Origin of the sequence: Mycobacterium sp. (genome assembly GCF_025933915.1) — a bacterium.
GTDB lineage: Bacteria > Actinomycetota > Actinomycetes > Mycobacteriales > Mycobacteriaceae > Mycobacterium.
Map to the genome: position 1 here is coordinate 1 of NZ_JAICZA010000125.1, position 14011 is coordinate 14011.

Below are 14011 nucleotides of genomic sequence, written 5' to 3' on the forward strand. Positions count from 1 at the left end.
CGCGCGCAGGTCGGCGACGTCGGTGATGCCCAATTCGCTCAGCGTGGCGCGGCCTCCGTCGTCGAGCCGGCTCAGCTCACCGGAGCGGAACAGCCGCCCCGGCCGAATCGCCGGCGCGCCGTCGGCGACGTCGCGAAAGTTCCACGCACCCGACAGTTCTCGCAGCACCTCAGTCATTCGGGGTCACCGCTGCGGCGAACGGGGACTGCTCGCCGCCGATCTCGGTGCGCGCGATGGTGCGCATGTGCACCTCGTCGGGCCCGTCGAAGATCCGCATGGCGCGGTGCCAGCCGTACAGCCGGGCCAGCACCGTGTCGTCGCTGACGCCGGCGGCGCCGTGTACCTGGATCGCACGGTCGATGACATCGCACGCCACCTGCGGCGCCACCGCCTTAATCTGGGAGACCAACAGGTGGGCGGCCTTGTTGCCATGCTGGTCGATAGTCCACGCCGCCTTTTCGCAGAGCAGCCTGGCTTGGTCGATTTCGTTGCGCGACTTGGCAATCGCTTGCTGTACCAAACCTTGGTCCGCCAGCGGACGGCCGAACGCGATGCGGTTGTTTGCGCGGTGCACCATCAGCGCCAGCGCGCGTTCGGCCCCGCCGAGCGCCCGCATGCAGTGGTGGATCCGGCCAGGGCCGAGCCGGGCCTGAGCGATCGCGAAGCCGCCGCCTTCCTCGCCGAGCAGGTTGGTGGCCGGCACCCGGACGTTGTCGTAGATGATCTCGCAGTGCCCGTGCTGGTCCTGCCAGCCGAACACCGACGTCGAGCGCACCACCGTCACGCCAGGAGTGTCCATCGGCACCAGCACCATCGACTGCTGCTGGTGACTGGCCGCTTCGGGGTTGGTGCGGCCCATCACGATAAGGATCTTGCAGCGCGGGTCGGCCGCGCCCGAGGTCCACCACTTACGCCCGCTGATCACGTAGTCGCCGCCGTCGCGAACGATGGACGTCTGGATGTTACGGGCGTCGCTGCTGGCGACCGCCGGTTCGGTCATCGAAAAGGCGCTGCGGATCTCGCCGGCCAGCAACGGCTCCAGCCACTGCTTGCGCTGCTCCTCGGTGGCGAACAGGTGCAGGGTTTCCATGTTCCCGGTGTCGGGTGCCGCACAGTTGACCGCCTCGGGGGCGAGCTCCAGGCTCCAGCCGGTCAGCTCGGCCAGCGGGGCGTATTCCAGGTTGGTCAACCCCGACTCGGCCGGCAGGAAAAGGTTCCACAGGCCGCGCTCCTTGGCCTTGGCTTTGAGTTCCTCGATGACCGGGGGAACGGTGTGGTCACGCGGGCCGGCTTCGTGACGGTACTTGTCGTAGTCGGCCTCGGCCGGGAACACGTGCTCGGTCATGAAATCGGAAAGCCGCTTGTGATAGTCGCTGGCCTTGGCCGACATCGCGAAGTCCATGCCCGTCACGATAGGACACGTGCTATTGGACGGCGCGAGCAGACGTAAAATCGCGTGCTGCAGCGCGGATTAGTGCGATTCTGTGTCTGCTCGCGCAGGATATGGGTGTGACCGAATCCCGCCCCCCGTTCCCGCCGTTCACGCGGGAGACCGCGATCCAGAAGGTCCAGGCGGCGGAGGACGCCTGGAACACCCGCGATCCCGAGCGCGTCAGCCTGGCCTACACGGTCGATTCGCAGTGGCGAAACCGGAGCGAGCACGTCGTGGGCCGCGACGAGATCGTGGCGTTTTTGACCCGCAAGTGGCAGCGCGAACTCGATTACGCGCTGCGCAAGGTTCTTTGGGACTTTCACGACAACCGCATCGCCGTGCGGTTCCAATACGAATGCCACGATCAGTCCGGCCAGTGGTATCGCAGCTACGGCAACGAGCTCTGGGAGTTCACCGAGTCGGGACTGATGGCGCGCCGCGAAGCCAGCATCAACGACGTGCCGATCGACGAGTCGCGGCGACGCTACTTCGGCCCGCGCCCGTCGTCCGAACACGGCCACGACATCCCGCTCTGGTAGCCCCTCCGACAGGCGGGCGCAACAACGCGCTCTTGTGACGTCACAACGCGGCGGGCGCTACTGCATCGCGTTGCCGCGGCGAACCATCGACCCGGAACCGATCGCCGGCGGCCGGGGTATCCCGCTGTGGGCGATCACCCATCCATGGTGAAACCTGGTTAAGGTAGCGAAGCGCGCGGCCGAGCCGGCGCCACGCCCATCGGGCAAGGACAGTACGGAAAAGTACGGAAAGTAGATGCACGCGCCATGACAGATGCGCAGACGACGGTAGGAGTGGTCTCCGAGTCCGGGGCCGACGAGCGGCGGGTCGCGCTGGTGCCGAAGGCGGTGGCGACGCTGGTGGGCAGCGGCGTGGCGGTCGTGGTCGAGTCCGGTGCGGGTGAGCGGGCGTTGCTGCCCGACGCGCTCTACACCGAGGCCGGCGCCACCATCGGCGACGCGTGGGCCGCCGAGGTCGTGGTCAAGGTCGCGCCGCCGACCCAGGCCGAGGTCGCCAAGTTACGCAGCGGTCAGACGCTGATCGGATTCTTGGCGCCACGCAACGCCGACAACTCGATCGAGGCGCTGAAAAAGGCGGGTGTGCAGGCGTTCGCACTGGAGGCCATCCCGCGGATCTCGCGGGCCCAGGCGATGGATGCGCTGTCGTCGCAGGGCAACGTGGCCGGCTACAAGGCCGTGTTGCTGGCGGCCTCGGAATCGACCCGGTTCTTCCCCATGCTGACGACGGCGGCCGGAACGGTGAAGCCGGCCACGGTGCTGGTGCTCGGAGTCGGCGTGGCCGGGTTGCAGGCGCTGGCGACGGCCAAACGGCTCGGCGCGCGCACCACCGGTTACGACGTGCGGCCCGAAGTCGCCGACCAAGTGCGCTCGGTGGGCGCGCAGTGGCTCGACCTCGGTATCTCAGAAACAATCACAGCGGCCGGCGAGGGCGGATATGCCCGTGAGCTGACCGACGAGGAGCGCGCGCAGCAGCAGCGGGCGTTGGAGAAGGCCATCAGCGGTTTCGACGTCGTCATCACCACCGCGCTGGTTCCGGGCCGCCCGGCGCCGCGGCTGGTGACCGCCGCGGCCGTGGAGGCGATGAAGCCCGGCAGCGTGGTGGTGGACCTGGCCGGTGAGACCGGCGGCAACTGCGAGCTCACCGAACCCGGGAAGACGGTCGTCAAGCACGACGTCACGATCGCGTCGCCGTTGAACCTGCCGGCGAGCATGCCCGAGCACGCCAGCGAGCTCTACAGCAAGAACATCACCGCGCTACTGGACTTGTTGGTCACCGACGGAAAGCTGACGCCCGATTTCGACGACGAGGTCGTCGCCGAATCGTGCGTGACGCGCGAACGAGGGAAGTAAGGACGCCTACATGTACGACGAGCTATTGGCCAATCTGGCGATCCTGGTGCTTTCCGGATTCGTCGGGTTCGCGGTCATTTCCAAGGTGCCCAACACGCTGCACACACCGCTGATGTCGGGCACCAACGCCATTCACGGCATCGTGGTGCTGGGCGCGCTGGTGGTGTTCGGCTCGGTTGAGCACCCCTCGCTGGCGCTGCAGATCATCCTGTTCGTCGCGGTGGTGTTCGGCACCCTGAACGTCATCGGCGGGTTCATCGTCACCGACCGGATGCTGGGCATGTTCAAGGGCAAGAAGAAACCGGTAACTGCCAACAGCGAGGAGCCGGCGGCCAAATGAACTACTTGGTGATCGGCCTCTACATCATTTCTTTCGGCCTCTTCATCTACGGCTTGATGGGCCTGACCGGCCCTAAAACGGCGGTGCGGGGCAACCTGATCGCCGCGGTGGGAATGGCGCTGGCGGTGGTTGCGACGCTGATCAAGATCCGCCACACCGACCAATGGGTGCTGATCATCGCCGGCCTGGTGGTGGGGGTGGTCCTTGGTGTCCCGCCGGCGCGCTACACCAAGATGACGGCGATGCCGCAGCTGGTGGCGTTCTTCAACGGCGTCGGCGGTGGCACGGTCGCGCTGATCGCGCTGTCGGAATTCATTGAGACCAACGGGTTTTCGGCCTTCCGGCATGGTGAGTCGCCGACCGTGCACATCGTGGTGGCGTCGTTGTTCGCCGCGATCATCGGGTCGATCTCGTTCTGGGGGTCGATCATCGCGTTCGGCAAGCTGCAGGAGATCATCTCGGGCTCGCCGATCGGGTTCGGCAGGGCCCAGCAGCCGGTCAACCTGCTGCTGCTCGCCGCCGCGGTCGTCGCCGCGGTGGTGATCGGCGTGCACGCCCATCCCGGCGCCGGCGGAGCGTCGCTGTGGTGGATGATCGGGCTGCTCGCCGCGGCAGGCGTGCTGGGCCTGATGGTGGTGCTGCCCATCGGCGGCGCGGACATGCCGGTGGTCATCTCGCTGCTCAACGCGATGACCGGATTGTCGGCCGCGGCCGCCGGTTTGGCGCTGAACAACACCGCGATGATCGTGGCGGGCATGATCGTCGGTGCGTCCGGCTCGATCCTGACCAACCTGATGGCCAAGGCGATGAACCGCTCGATCCCGGCGATCGTCGCCGGCGGCTTCGGCGGGGGCGGGATCGCCCCCAGCGGCGACGGCGGTGGCGACAAGCACGTCAAGGCCACCTCGGCGGCCGACGCGGCGATCCAGATGGCCTACGCCAACCAGGTGATCGTGGTGCCCGGCTACGGCCTGGCCGTCGCGCAGGCGCAGCACGCCGTCAAGGACATGGCCGCGCTGCTGGAGGACAAGGGCGTGACGGTGAAGTACGCGATCCACCCGGTCGCCGGCCGCATGCCCGGACACATGAACGTGTTGCTGGCCGAGGCCGAAGTCGACTACGACGCCATGAAGGACATGGACGACATCAACGACGAGTTCGCGCGCACCGACGTCGCGATCGTCATCGGCGCCAACGACGTCACCAACCCGGCGGCCCGCAACGACGCGTCCAGCCCGATTTACGGCATGCCGATCCTCAACGTCGACAAGGCCAGGTCGGTGATCGTGCTGAAGCGGTCGATGAACTCCGGGTTCGCGGGCATCGACAACCCGCTGTTCTACGGCGAGGGCACCAGCATGCTGTTCGGCGACGCGAAGAAATCGGTGACCGAGGTCGCCGAGGAACTCAAAGCGTTGTAGCTGGCGACGCCGCAGCTCACGAAACGGGGTGGGCGGGGTGGGGAAGTGCCGAGCAACCCGGGTAAGCCGGGGGCAGTCTGTGCGCTGGGGATTTTACACGGGCGGGTAGGCCTGCGGCGGGTATCCGTTGCCGTCGGTGACGCCGCGCAAACCCCAGGTGAAGTACCGCATGAAGAACTCGATCTCGTCGCTTGCGTCGTAATCCGGGCTCGGATCCATCGGTCCCACCTCTCGAATCGCGTTCGATGAGCAGTCTAGTCGCATGGCCGTCGACGCGACACCCGGCGCTTTTGCATAAACTGTCCAACCAGTTGATTGATAGTTATTCTTGGCCGAACCGGGCTTGGCCTGCCCGGACCGACGAGAGTGAGAACAGATGCCCGCCGACAGCATCACACCCAATGGGCAAACGCGCCGCGAAGAGCTGCTGGCCGTCGCCACCAAGCTGTTCGCGGCGCGCGGCTATCACGGCACCCGAATGGATGATGTGGCCGACGTGATCGGACTGAACAAGGCGACGGTCTATCACTATTACGCCAGCAAGTCGCTGATTCTGTTCGACATCTACCGGCAGGCCGCCGAGGGCACGTTGGCCGCCGTGCACGACGACCCGTCCTGGACGGCACGCGAGGCGCTCTACCAGTACACCGTCCGGTTGCTCACCGGAATCGCCAGCGATCCCGAGCGCGCCGCGGTGTACTTCCAGGAGCAGCCCTACATCACCGAGTGGTTCACCAGCGAGCAGGTCGCCGAGGTGCGCGAGAAGGAAGCGCAGGTCTACCACCACGTGCACGGCCTGATCGACCGCGGGATCGCCAGCGGCGAGTTCTACCAGTGCGACTCGCACGTGCTGGCGCTGGGCTACATCGGCATGACGCTGGGCAGCTACCGCTGGCTGCGGCCCAGCGGACGACGCTCGGCCAAGGAGATCGCCGCCGAGTTCAGCACCGCGCTGCTGCGCGGACTGATCCGCGACGAGGCGATCCGCACGACATCGCCGCTCGGACCTTAGGAGCGCGCACCTTTCAGGTGCTTGTCGAGGAAGCCGAGCTGGTCGGCGACCGCACGCTCGAACGCGTCGTCGACGTAGATCGCGAAATGACCCTCGGGATACAGCTTGACCTCACCGCGGGGCGCTTTCGCCGCGTGGCGCAGCGTCGCCGCCGCGGGAGCCACCGAGTCGGCCTCGCAGACGCAGAACAGGATCGGGCAGGAGATCTTCGGCGTCAGGCGTCCCGGGCGATACGTGAAGACCTGCAACGCGATTCGTGCGGCGACCTCGTTGCGTAAGTCAACCCCGTCGGGCACCAGCCGCAGGTAGCCCGCATACGCGTCGGGCGTGTTCATCAACGCGACCTCGCCGGGCCGGCCCGCCGTGGCGACCATCACCGGTGGCCTGCCCAGCCGGCTTGCGAGCACGTCGCGCACGGCCCGCGCGCTGATGCGCGCAGTGATCAACGGGTTGGTGACGGCGCGCGCCGACGCGATGCCGTCAGTGAAGGGGCACTGGGCCACGGCCGCGGCGATGCCCGGCAGCCGCGCTGCGGTGGCGATCACATGCCCGCCGCCAAAAGAGGTGCCCCACAACCCGATCCGGTCGGGGTCGACAGCTGGGATAGTGCGGGCGTAGTCGACGGCGGCGGCCCAGTCGGCAAGCTGCATGCCGACGTCGAGGACCTGACGCGGCCGGCCCGCGCTGTCGCCGAAGTTGCGGTAGTCGAACACCAGGCAGGCATAGCCGGCCGCGCTGAAGCGTTCGGCGTAGGCGTCCAGCCGCATGCTGCGCACCGCGCCCAGGCCGTGCGCCATCACCAGCAGTGGCGCGGGCCCGCTGCCCGGCGGGCGGTAGAGCCAGGCGCTGATCAGGTCGTCACCGGACGGGAACCGAAGGTCTTCGCGTGGTGCCATCAGCGGTTGATTCTGCCCCCACGGCTCACGAGCAGTCCGGCAGGTATGCGCACCCAAATTAATGGACTAGTGTCTAGAAAAGTTTTGAGCGCTCAACGGACGGAGATTCTCATGGCGATCCGCGTCGCGCACGTCGGTACCGGCAATGTCGGTGGGCTGGCCCTGGCCGAACTGATCACCAACCCGCAGTTCGAACTGACCGGGGTGTGCGTCTCCACCCCGGAAAAGGTGGGTAAGGACGCCGGGGAGCTGTGCGGCGTCGGCCTGGACACCGGTGTGGTCACCGGCGTCGCGGCCGTCGCTGACCTGGACGCCATCATCGCCGCCAAGCCCGAGTGCGTCGTCTACTGCGCAATGGGCGACACCCGGCTGCCCGAGGCGATGGCCGATGTCATGCGCATCTTGGCCGCCGGCATCAACGTCGTCGGGTCCTCGCCGGGGCTGCTGCAGTTCCCGTGGGGCGTGATGCCCGATAAGTACATCACCCGCGTGGAAGACGCTGCCCAGCAAGGTAATTCGAGTATATTCATCAGCGGCGTCGACCCGGGGTTCGCCAACGACCTGATCCCGTTCGCGCTCGCCGGGACCTGTCAGCGCATCGAACAGGTGCGCTGCATGGAGATTCACGACTACGCGTCGTACAGCGGGACCGAGGTCATGGACTACATGGGATTCGCCAAGCCCATGGACGAAATCCCGATGCTGCTGCAGCCAGGAATCCTCGGCATCGCCTGGGGAAGCGCCATCCGTCAGCTGGCCGCCGGCCTGGGCATCGAGGTCGACGAGATCACCGAGTCCTACCAGCGCGAGCCCGCACCCGAGGATTTCGACATCGCGGTCGGCCGCGTCGCCAAGGGCACCGTGGCCGTGCTGCAGTTCGAGATCCGCGGCATGGTCAAGGGCCATCCCGCCATCGTCATCGAGCACGTCACCCGCTTGCGGCCCGACCTGCGGCCCGACCTGCCCCAGCCCGCCGCGGGCGACGGCTCCTACCGCGTCGAGATCACCGGCGAGCCCTCCTATGCGGTCGACATCATTCCGAGCAGCCGCAAGGGCGACCACAACCACGCTGCGATCGCCGGTGCCGCGGGCCGCGTCGTCAACGCCATCCCGGCGGTGATCGCGGCGCCGCCCGGCATCCGGACCACGCTTGACCTGCCGCTGGTCACCGGAAAAGGCCTTTACGCACCAAGCACTTTGGTGACCACTTAAATCGAAAGGAGCCCCCCTGTGGGAGACGTGGGACGGGTAGACGGCAAAGTTGCGCTCATCAGTGGCGGTGCGCGCGGAATGGGTGCCGAGCACGCGCGGTTGCTGGCGTCCGAGGGCGCCAAGGTGGTGATCGGCGACATCCTCGACGACGAGGGTAAGGCGGTGGCCGCCGAAATCGGTGATGCGGTGCGCTACGTGCACCTCGACGTCACCCAGCCCGACCAGTGGGACGCCGCGGTCGAGACCGCGGTCGGCGAATTCGGCAAGCTCAACGTGTTGGTCAACAACGCCGGGACCGTTGCGCTCGGCCCACTCAAGAGCTTCGATCTGGCCAAGTGGCAGAAGGTGATTGACGTCAACCTGACGGGGACGTTCCTGGGTATGCGGGTGGCCGTCGAGCCGATGATCGCGGCCGGGGGCGGCTCGATCATCAACGTGTCGTCCATCGAAGGCCTGCGCGGCGCGCCGATGGTGCACCCGTACGTCGCCTCCAAGTGGGCGGTGCGCGGCCTGGCCAAGTCCGCGGCGTTGGAGTTGGCGCCGCACAACATTCGCGTCAACTCCGTGCACCCCGGCTTCATCCGCACCCCGATGACCAAACACCTGCCCGACGACATGGTCACCATTCCGCTCGGCCGCCCGGCCGAGTCGCGGGAGGTGTCGACCTTCATCCTGTTCCTGGCCAGCGACGAGTCGTCCTACTCCACCGGCAGCGAGTTCATTATGGACGGCGGTCTGGTCACCGACGTGCCGCACAAGCAGTTCTAGGGCGGTGCTATAACCGCGAGCATGCTGCGCAGTCTGGCGAACCTGGTCGGGCCGAACCACGTCGTCACCGACCCCGACGTGCTGGCGGCGCGCAGCGTCGACCACACCGGCCGTTACCGCGGGCGGGCGAGCGCGCTCGTGCGACCGGGCTCGGCCGAGCAGGTCGCCGAGGTGCTGCGGGTGTGCCGCGACGCAGGCGCGCATGTGACGGTGCAGGGCGGCCGGACCTCGCTGGTGGCCGGCACCGTCCCCGAACACGACGACGTGTTGTTGTCCACCGAACGGCTGCACGCCATCGGGGACGTCGACACCGTCGAGAGCCGCATCGAGGTCGGTGCCGGAGCCACTCTGGCCGCAGTGCAACAGGCCGCGGCCGCGGCCGGTCTGGTTTTCGGCGTGGACCTGTCCGCCCGCGACACTGCGACCGTCGGCGGCATGGCGTCGACCAACGCGGGCGGCCTGCGCACCGTCCGGTACGGCAACATGGGCGAGCAGGTGATCGGCGTGCAGGTCGCGTTGCCCGACGGCTCGCTGCTGCGCCGGCACAGCCGGGTGCGCCGCGACAACACCGGCTACGACCTTCCGGCGCTGTTCGTGGGCGCCGAGGGCACGCTCGGCGTCATCACCGGGCTGGACCTGCGGCTGCACGCCATCCCCCCGCACCGGGTGACGGCCATCTGCGGGTTCGCCGACCTGCGGGCGCTGGTGGCCGCCGGCCGAATCTTTCGCGACGTGGACGGCATCGCGGCCCTGGAATTGATCGACGGCCGGGCCGCCGCGCTGACCGGCGAGCATCGCGGCGTGGGAGCCCCGGTCAGCGGGGACTGGCTGCTGCTGGTGGAGTTGGCCGCCGATCATGACCAGACCGAGCGCCTCGCCGCCCTGCTCGAGAACGTGCCCATGTGCGGCGAACCGGCGGTGGGCGTGGATCTTGCCGCGCAGCAACGGTTGTGGCAGGTGCGCGAATCAATCGCCGAGGTGCTCGGTGTGTACGGGCCGCCGCTGAAGTTCGACGTGTCGCTGCCGTTGTCGGCGATCGGCGAATTCGAAAGCCACGCCGTCGATTTGGTTAGCACCCACGCTCCCGGGGCGCTGCCGGTGCTGTTCGGGCATATCGGCGAGGGCAACCTGCACCTGAACGTGTTGCGTTGCCCGGGCGAACAAGAGCAGCACCTCTACGAGCCGATGATGGACCTCATCGCGCGATCGGGCGGCAATGTCAGCTCCGAGCACGGCGTCGGCAGCCGCAAGCGGCCCTACCTCGGCATGTCACGCGAGCCCGCCGACATCGCCGCGATGCGGACGCTCAAGGCCGCGCTGGACCCGACCGGCTATCTCAACGCCGCGGTGTTGTTCGACTGACTTATTCCGCCGCGAAACTGTATTCCACGACGGGTCCTCTCGGGAAACGCGTCGTGGAATACAGTTTCGCGGAATGAACTAGCCGCTGCCCTTGATGCCGACCGCGTGCCGCAGCTGCGCCAGGAACTGTTCGGCGTCGTCGCTGCGCACGATGTAGTGCGAGATCGCGATCCGGATCACCGTCGCCGCCTTCACCGCGGAGTTGGGTCCGGGTAGGTGCCGTTGCAGGCCCTCGCGCATCTGCGGGATAACCCAGGAGAACTGGGCGATCGTGTGCTCGGGTTCAACGTCGACCATGCGCACCCCGGAGTACGAATGCTGGTATTCGACGATGAACCGCAGCACGGCGTCGAGCTTCTCCACACCCTTGAGGCCGGCCGTGGCCTTCACCAGGCCACTTTCGAAGATCTGTCGCTCGTAGGCCGAAAACGCCGACAGCAACTCCTCTTTGGACGCGAACCAGCGGTACAGCGTCGGCCGGGATACGCCCGCCTGGGTGGCCACGTCGGACAGGCTGAGCTTGGTTTTGCCGTTGCGGCCGAGCACCTCGGCGGTGGCCGCCAGGATGCGCTGACGGGTCGAGGTGTCAGTGTCGGCGATCGTCGTCGCCCGCGCCGGTTGGCTCATGATTTCGCCTCCACGTTAAGCCCGACCGGGGCGCCGGCGCACCAGCACCGACTGTTGGATGGCGCCGACCGCGCCCTGCTCGTCGAACAATGTGCCGATCGTCGTCCCGATCCCGTCCGGCCCGTAACTGGTCTCCGCCCTGATCCCGATCCAATCACCGTCGGGGACACGAAACACGTGTACCGCCAGATCGGTGTTGAGGAACGTCCACTTGGTGATGTCCAGCTTGCTGCCGATGCCGTTGGCGCAGTCGGCCACCGCGAACAGCCGTTCCAGCTGGGTCATGGATTCGCCGTTGACCAGATCGACGGTCGGGTTGATCCACGATTCGCCGGGGCCTTCGCTCAGCGGCTCGGTCAGCCACAGCCACTGGAGGCTGTGCACGTAGTTGCGGTCCCAGTCCTTCGCCTTGAGGTTGCGGTCGTAGGCCTCGGTTCTCGGACGGGGTAGGGGAGCCGCCGCGTGCGCCAGCTCCCGCGTGTCCTGGTGCTGCAACCGCCAGCCGCTGGCCCGCGCCACCGGCCGGGCGGCGCCGTCGGGGCCCGGGGCCAGCATCTCGGCGCTGACCAGTTCGATCTGCTTGCCGGGGCGTTGCACCTGGGAGCGCACCCACAGGTCGCCCTCGGCCGGCACCCCGCCCAGCAGGTCGATGACGACCCGGGACAGGCGCGTGTCGTCGCGCTGTTCGCACCGCTCGAGCGCCCGGACCAACAGCGCCGACACCGGACCGCCGTGCTGGATCGCCGCCGACCAGGTGCCGCGCGCCAGGTCGGTCGCCCGGAACTTCTCGCCCGGCGCGTCGGCCTTGTCGCCGGCCGGGTCGATCAGTTCGTAGTAGGCGTCGGTCATCGTCAACCTCTTCGGAGTGTCAGGGCAGGCCGGCGCCGGGGGTGGTCACCGTGACCGCGTCCAGCCGGGAAAGCCGGGTGCCGACCAGGCGCTGGGGATAGGCTTCCGTGCTCGACAACAGGAACAGCGTGCGGCGTTGCGGGCCGCCGAGGGCGCAGGCGATGGCCACCCGGTCGCCCATGTCGATGCGGTCGGTCACGTCGCCGCCGGCCACGATCCGCTCGAACTGATGGGCCAGCGTCATCGACGCCCACACGCCACCTTCGGCGTCGAGCGCGATGCCGTCGGGCGGGCCGTCCAGCCCCTCGGCGAAGATCCGCCGGTCGGTCAGCCCGCCGTCATCACCGATGGAAAACGCGCTCAGCCGCCGGCCCGTCGATTCGGCAACGATCAGCGTCCCGCGGTCCGGGGTGATCGCCATTCCGTTGGGGAAGTCGAGGTCCTCGGCCACGACGGTGGGGCTGCCGTCGGGGTCGAGACGGATGATGACGCCACCGCGCAGCGCCTGGCATCCGATGTAGGCCCGGCCCACGTCGTCGATGACCATGTCACCGAGGCTGGCCGGTGCCACATCGGCGAGATCGGCGATGGTGACGACGGTTTCGCCGTCGTAGCGCAGCACCTGCCGGTCCTCCGTCGAAGCGATCAGCAGTGACCCGTCGGGACGGAAACCCAGACCCGACGGCGAGTGCCCTGGCAGCGGCAGCGTGGTCAGCGCCCCACCCATGGTCGAGGTGTGGACCGCTTCGCCTAGCATGTCGGAGAACCACAGCAGGCCCTCGAACCAGCGCGGTCCCTCGCCGAAGCAGAACCCGTTGGCCAGCGGCTCGGGGATCATCCGCTCATGCCTTTGGCCAACCTTCCGCTTTACAAAACACCGAAAAAGTGTCATGCACCGCGGGTGCCGGTGTCAATCTGCCGATCGGGCGAGTTCGGTCGCGACGGCCTCGTGGTAGGTGTCGATCCTCGCCGGGTTGGCCGCGACGATGAGCTGGTCGGGTAGGGGCGCGTGCTTGTACGCCTCGATCGTCATGGTCCGGGAGAACAGCGTGACGTCCTGGCCCGGCCTGGTGAAGTGGTAGGACACGGTGATCCGGCCCTCCATCCCGCCGTTCCCGTCGCGATCATGGCCCAGGCGGCCGATCGAGGTGAAGACGAAAAGCGTCAGGCGCACGGCGGCGGCCAGCTGCCAGCTGAAGATCCGGTTGCCGTCGGGTCCGGCTTCCTCCCAGGTATCGCCGACCTTGAGGGGCAGCTCCGGCAAGCCGCCGATCTGCGCGCTGCCGGGGTAGGTCATCGTCGGAGTTGGCCGGGTTGGTCACGAAGTCGTACACGGTCTCGGCGGATTGCGTGAACGCGGTCTCTGAGGTGGTGGTCACGATGCCCAATGGTGTTGCCTCCCTGTGTGTTCCGCTGGTGGGTTCATCCGCTGGGCCGCCGTCTTGTTAGCCAAGCTTTACAAATCCTACTCAAAGTGTCACGCTGAGCCGAGTGCTGTTGGTGCGAGAGGTGGAGCGGATTTGACGAAAGCTTCCGAGGAATCCGAGCAGACCGAGTGGACGGTGCAGGGCCTGCTGGATCTGTTTGACGTGCGGCCCGACGGGCAGGACCGGTTCACCGGTGACACCGGGATCGCCGGCGGCGACGAACGACAGGTGGTGGAGGGCACCCAGGTGCTCGCCCAGGCGATTGTCGCGGTGGCCAAACGATTCCCGGACAAGTCGGTGCGCTCGGCGCACGCGGTGTTCTCCCGTGCCGTGACCGTCGGTCCGCCGATCGAGCTGGCCCTCGACGTCGTCGCCGAAGGCCGGTCCACCGCCACCGCCGTCGTCGCCGTGCATCAGAACGGCCGGCGCTGCCTGAGCATCACGGTGCTGGCCGATGTCCCGACCGCCGATGTCATCCGTCACCACTTGCCGCGTCCCGACGTGGCCGCGCCGGCCGACGCGCACCACTCCCCGATGCCGATGGTCGGGCGCGAGCTGCGCCTGGTGGACGTCGTCGACGTCAACAGCCCTGATGAGGTCGGCCCGCCGGAGCTCTACGCGTGGCTGCGCTACGACCCGATCCCGACCCGCGACGACCTGGCTAAGGCGCTGCTGGCGTACTTCACCGGCCACCTGGGGATCTCCACCACCATGCGCGCGCACGAAGGCATCGGCACCGCCCAGGCGCACCTGACCGTGTCCACCGCACCGATGAG

16 protein-coding genes and 1 pseudogene are annotated in these 14011 nt (G+C 67.7%); 9 read left to right on the forward strand and 8 right to left on the reverse strand.

The window, feature by feature from the left end; genetic code table 11:
- Together Q0W90_RS18005 and Q0W90_RS18010 are read right to left on the reverse strand one after the other, a co-directional pair.
- A partial coding sequence (locus Q0W90_RS18005) for a tyrosine-protein phosphatase (protein WP_297775560.1) occupies positions 1-177 on the reverse strand: 177 nt, incomplete at its 3' end.
- Positions 170-1390: an acyl-CoA dehydrogenase family protein gene (locus tag Q0W90_RS18010; protein ID WP_297775563.1), complete on the reverse strand. Its 1221-nt coding sequence runs from the start codon at positions 1388-1390 to the stop codon at positions 170-172. The genes Q0W90_RS18010 and Q0W90_RS18005, both read right to left, overlap by 8 nt.
- A 119-nt stretch (positions 1391-1509) precedes the next feature.
- Between Q0W90_RS18010 and Q0W90_RS18015 the strand changes: the two genes are divergently transcribed.
- The 4 genes from Q0W90_RS18015 (at position 1510) to Q0W90_RS18030 (ending at position 5082) form a co-directional block, all read left to right on the forward strand.
- A complete protein-coding gene (locus Q0W90_RS18015) occupies positions 1510-1971 on the forward strand; it encodes a nuclear transport factor 2 family protein (RefSeq protein WP_297593404.1) in 462 nt (153 codons plus the stop codon).
- Positions 1972-2217: 246 nt separating this feature from the next.
- The gene (locus tag Q0W90_RS18020; RefSeq protein WP_297775545.1) at positions 2218-3321 is read left to right on the forward strand and encodes a Re/Si-specific NAD(P)(+) transhydrogenase subunit alpha; all 1104 of its coding nucleotides are present in this window, start codon (positions 2218-2220) and stop codon (positions 3319-3321) included.
- Between the two features lie 10 nt (positions 3322-3331).
- Entirely contained in the window at positions 3332-3661 is a 330-nt protein-coding gene (locus tag Q0W90_RS18025; protein ID WP_293041880.1) for an NAD(P) transhydrogenase subunit alpha, read from the forward strand.
- Positions 3658-5082 carry an NAD(P)(+) transhydrogenase (Re/Si-specific) subunit beta gene (locus Q0W90_RS18030; protein ID WP_297593400.1) on the forward strand — a complete coding sequence of 475 codons (1425 nt, stop codon included), beginning with the start codon at positions 3658-3660 and terminating at the stop codon, positions 5080-5082. Before Q0W90_RS18025 ends, Q0W90_RS18030 begins: the two co-directional genes overlap by 4 nt.
- Positions 5083-5175: 93 nt before the next feature.
- Here Q0W90_RS18030 and Q0W90_RS18035 read toward each other — a convergent pair whose 3' ends face one another.
- A complete protein-coding gene (locus Q0W90_RS18035) occupies positions 5176-5301 on the reverse strand; it encodes a hypothetical protein (protein ID WP_297593398.1) in 126 nt (41 codons plus the stop codon).
- Positions 5302-5458: 157 nt separating this feature from the next.
- Here Q0W90_RS18035 and Q0W90_RS18040 point away from each other — a divergent pair, with 157 nt between their 5' ends.
- The gene (locus Q0W90_RS18040; protein ID WP_297593396.1) at positions 5459-6094 is read left to right on the forward strand and encodes a TetR/AcrR family transcriptional regulator; all 636 of its coding nucleotides are present in this window, start codon (positions 5459-5461) and stop codon (positions 6092-6094) included.
- On the opposite strand, the gene Q0W90_RS18045 is transcribed toward Q0W90_RS18040, so the two are convergent.
- Positions 6091-6990: an alpha/beta fold hydrolase gene (locus Q0W90_RS18045; RefSeq protein WP_297593390.1), complete on the reverse strand. Its 900-nt coding sequence runs from the start codon at positions 6988-6990 to the stop codon at positions 6091-6093. The two genes, Q0W90_RS18040 and Q0W90_RS18045, sit on opposite strands and share 4 nt — an antisense overlap.
- Positions 6991-7101: 111 nt before the next feature.
- Between Q0W90_RS18045 and Q0W90_RS18050 the strand changes: the two genes are divergently transcribed.
- Genes Q0W90_RS18050 through Q0W90_RS18060 form a run of 3 tightly spaced genes read left to right on the forward strand, consistent with a single transcriptional unit; the run spans position 7102 to position 10332 of the window.
- Positions 7102-8202 carry a diacylglycerol kinase gene (locus Q0W90_RS18050; RefSeq protein WP_297775549.1) on the forward strand — a complete coding sequence of 367 codons (1101 nt, stop codon included), beginning with the start codon at positions 7102-7104 and terminating at the stop codon, positions 8200-8202.
- Between the two features lie 27 nt (positions 8203-8229).
- Positions 8230-8970 carry a glucose 1-dehydrogenase gene (locus tag Q0W90_RS18055; protein ID WP_297593457.1) on the forward strand — a complete coding sequence of 247 codons (741 nt, stop codon included), beginning with the start codon at positions 8230-8232 and terminating at the stop codon, positions 8968-8970.
- A 21-nt stretch (positions 8971-8991) separates the two neighbouring features.
- Complete coding sequence (locus tag Q0W90_RS18060) at positions 8992-10332, forward strand: FAD-binding oxidoreductase (RefSeq protein ID WP_297775552.1); 1341 nt, start codon at positions 8992-8994, stop codon at positions 10330-10332.
- 78 nt (positions 10333-10410) lie between these two features.
- On the opposite strand, the gene Q0W90_RS18065 is transcribed toward Q0W90_RS18060, so the two are convergent.
- The 4 genes and pseudogenes from Q0W90_RS18065 to Q0W90_RS18080 form a co-directional block, all read right to left on the reverse strand.
- Entirely contained in the window at positions 10411-10959 is a 549-nt protein-coding gene (locus Q0W90_RS18065) for a TetR/AcrR family transcriptional regulator (protein WP_297593385.1), read from the reverse strand.
- Between the two features lie 15 nt (positions 10960-10974).
- Complete coding sequence (locus Q0W90_RS18070) at positions 10975-11808, reverse strand: thioesterase family protein (protein WP_297593383.1); 834 nt, start codon at positions 11806-11808, stop codon at positions 10975-10977.
- A gap of 19 nt (positions 11809-11827) precedes the next feature.
- A complete protein-coding gene (locus tag Q0W90_RS18075; RefSeq protein WP_297775555.1) occupies positions 11828-12646 on the reverse strand; it encodes an SMP-30/gluconolactonase/LRE family protein in 819 nt (272 codons plus the stop codon).
- Positions 12647-12718: 72 nt separating this feature from the next.
- Positions 12719-13196, reverse strand: a pseudogene (locus tag Q0W90_RS18080) (SRPBCC family protein).
- A 132-nt stretch (positions 13197-13328) separates the two neighbouring features.
- On the opposite strand from Q0W90_RS18080, the gene Q0W90_RS18085 reads away from it, so the two are divergent.
- The coding region (locus Q0W90_RS18085) for an acyl-CoA thioesterase II (protein ID WP_297775558.1) at positions 13329-14011 on the forward strand (683 nt) is incomplete at its 3' end.

What these genes read in the sequence shown, in the direction of transcription:
- Q0W90_RS18010 (WP_297775563.1), bottom strand. Translation starts at nt 1,390, where the DNA reads ATGTCGGCCAAGGCCAGCGACTATCACAAGCGGCTTTCCGATTTCATG.
- Q0W90_RS18020 (WP_297775545.1), top strand. Translation starts at nt 2,218, where the DNA reads ATGACAGATGCGCAGACGACGGTAGGAGTGGTCTCCGAGTCCGGGGCC.
- Q0W90_RS18025 (WP_293041880.1), top strand. Translation starts at nt 3,332, where the DNA reads ATGTACGACGAGCTATTGGCCAATCTGGCGATCCTGGTGCTTTCCGGA.
- Q0W90_RS18030 (WP_297593400.1), top strand. Translation starts at nt 3,658, where the DNA reads ATGAACTACTTGGTGATCGGCCTCTACATCATTTCTTTCGGCCTCTTC.
- Q0W90_RS18035 (WP_297593398.1), bottom strand. Translation starts at nt 5,301, where the DNA reads ATGGATCCGAGCCCGGATTACGACGCAAGCGACGAGATCGAGTTCTTC.
- Q0W90_RS18040 (WP_297593396.1), top strand. Translation starts at nt 5,459, where the DNA reads ATGCCCGCCGACAGCATCACACCCAATGGGCAAACGCGCCGCGAAGAG.
- Q0W90_RS18045 (WP_297593390.1), bottom strand. Translation starts at nt 6,990, where the DNA reads ATGGCACCACGCGAAGACCTTCGGTTCCCGTCCGGTGACGACCTGATC.
- Q0W90_RS18050 (WP_297775549.1), top strand. Translation starts at nt 7,102, where the DNA reads ATGGCGATCCGCGTCGCGCACGTCGGTACCGGCAATGTCGGTGGGCTG.
- Q0W90_RS18060 (WP_297775552.1), top strand. Translation starts at nt 8,992, where the DNA reads ATGCTGCGCAGTCTGGCGAACCTGGTCGGGCCGAACCACGTCGTCACC.
- Q0W90_RS18065 (WP_297593385.1), bottom strand. Translation starts at nt 10,959, where the DNA reads ATGAGCCAACCGGCGCGGGCGACGACGATCGCCGACACTGACACCTCG.
- Q0W90_RS18070 (WP_297593383.1), bottom strand. Translation starts at nt 11,808, where the DNA reads ATGACCGACGCCTACTACGAACTGATCGACCCGGCCGGCGACAAGGCC.
- Q0W90_RS18075 (WP_297775555.1), bottom strand. Translation starts at nt 12,646, where the DNA reads ATGATCCCCGAGCCGCTGGCCAACGGGTTCTGCTTCGGCGAGGGACCG.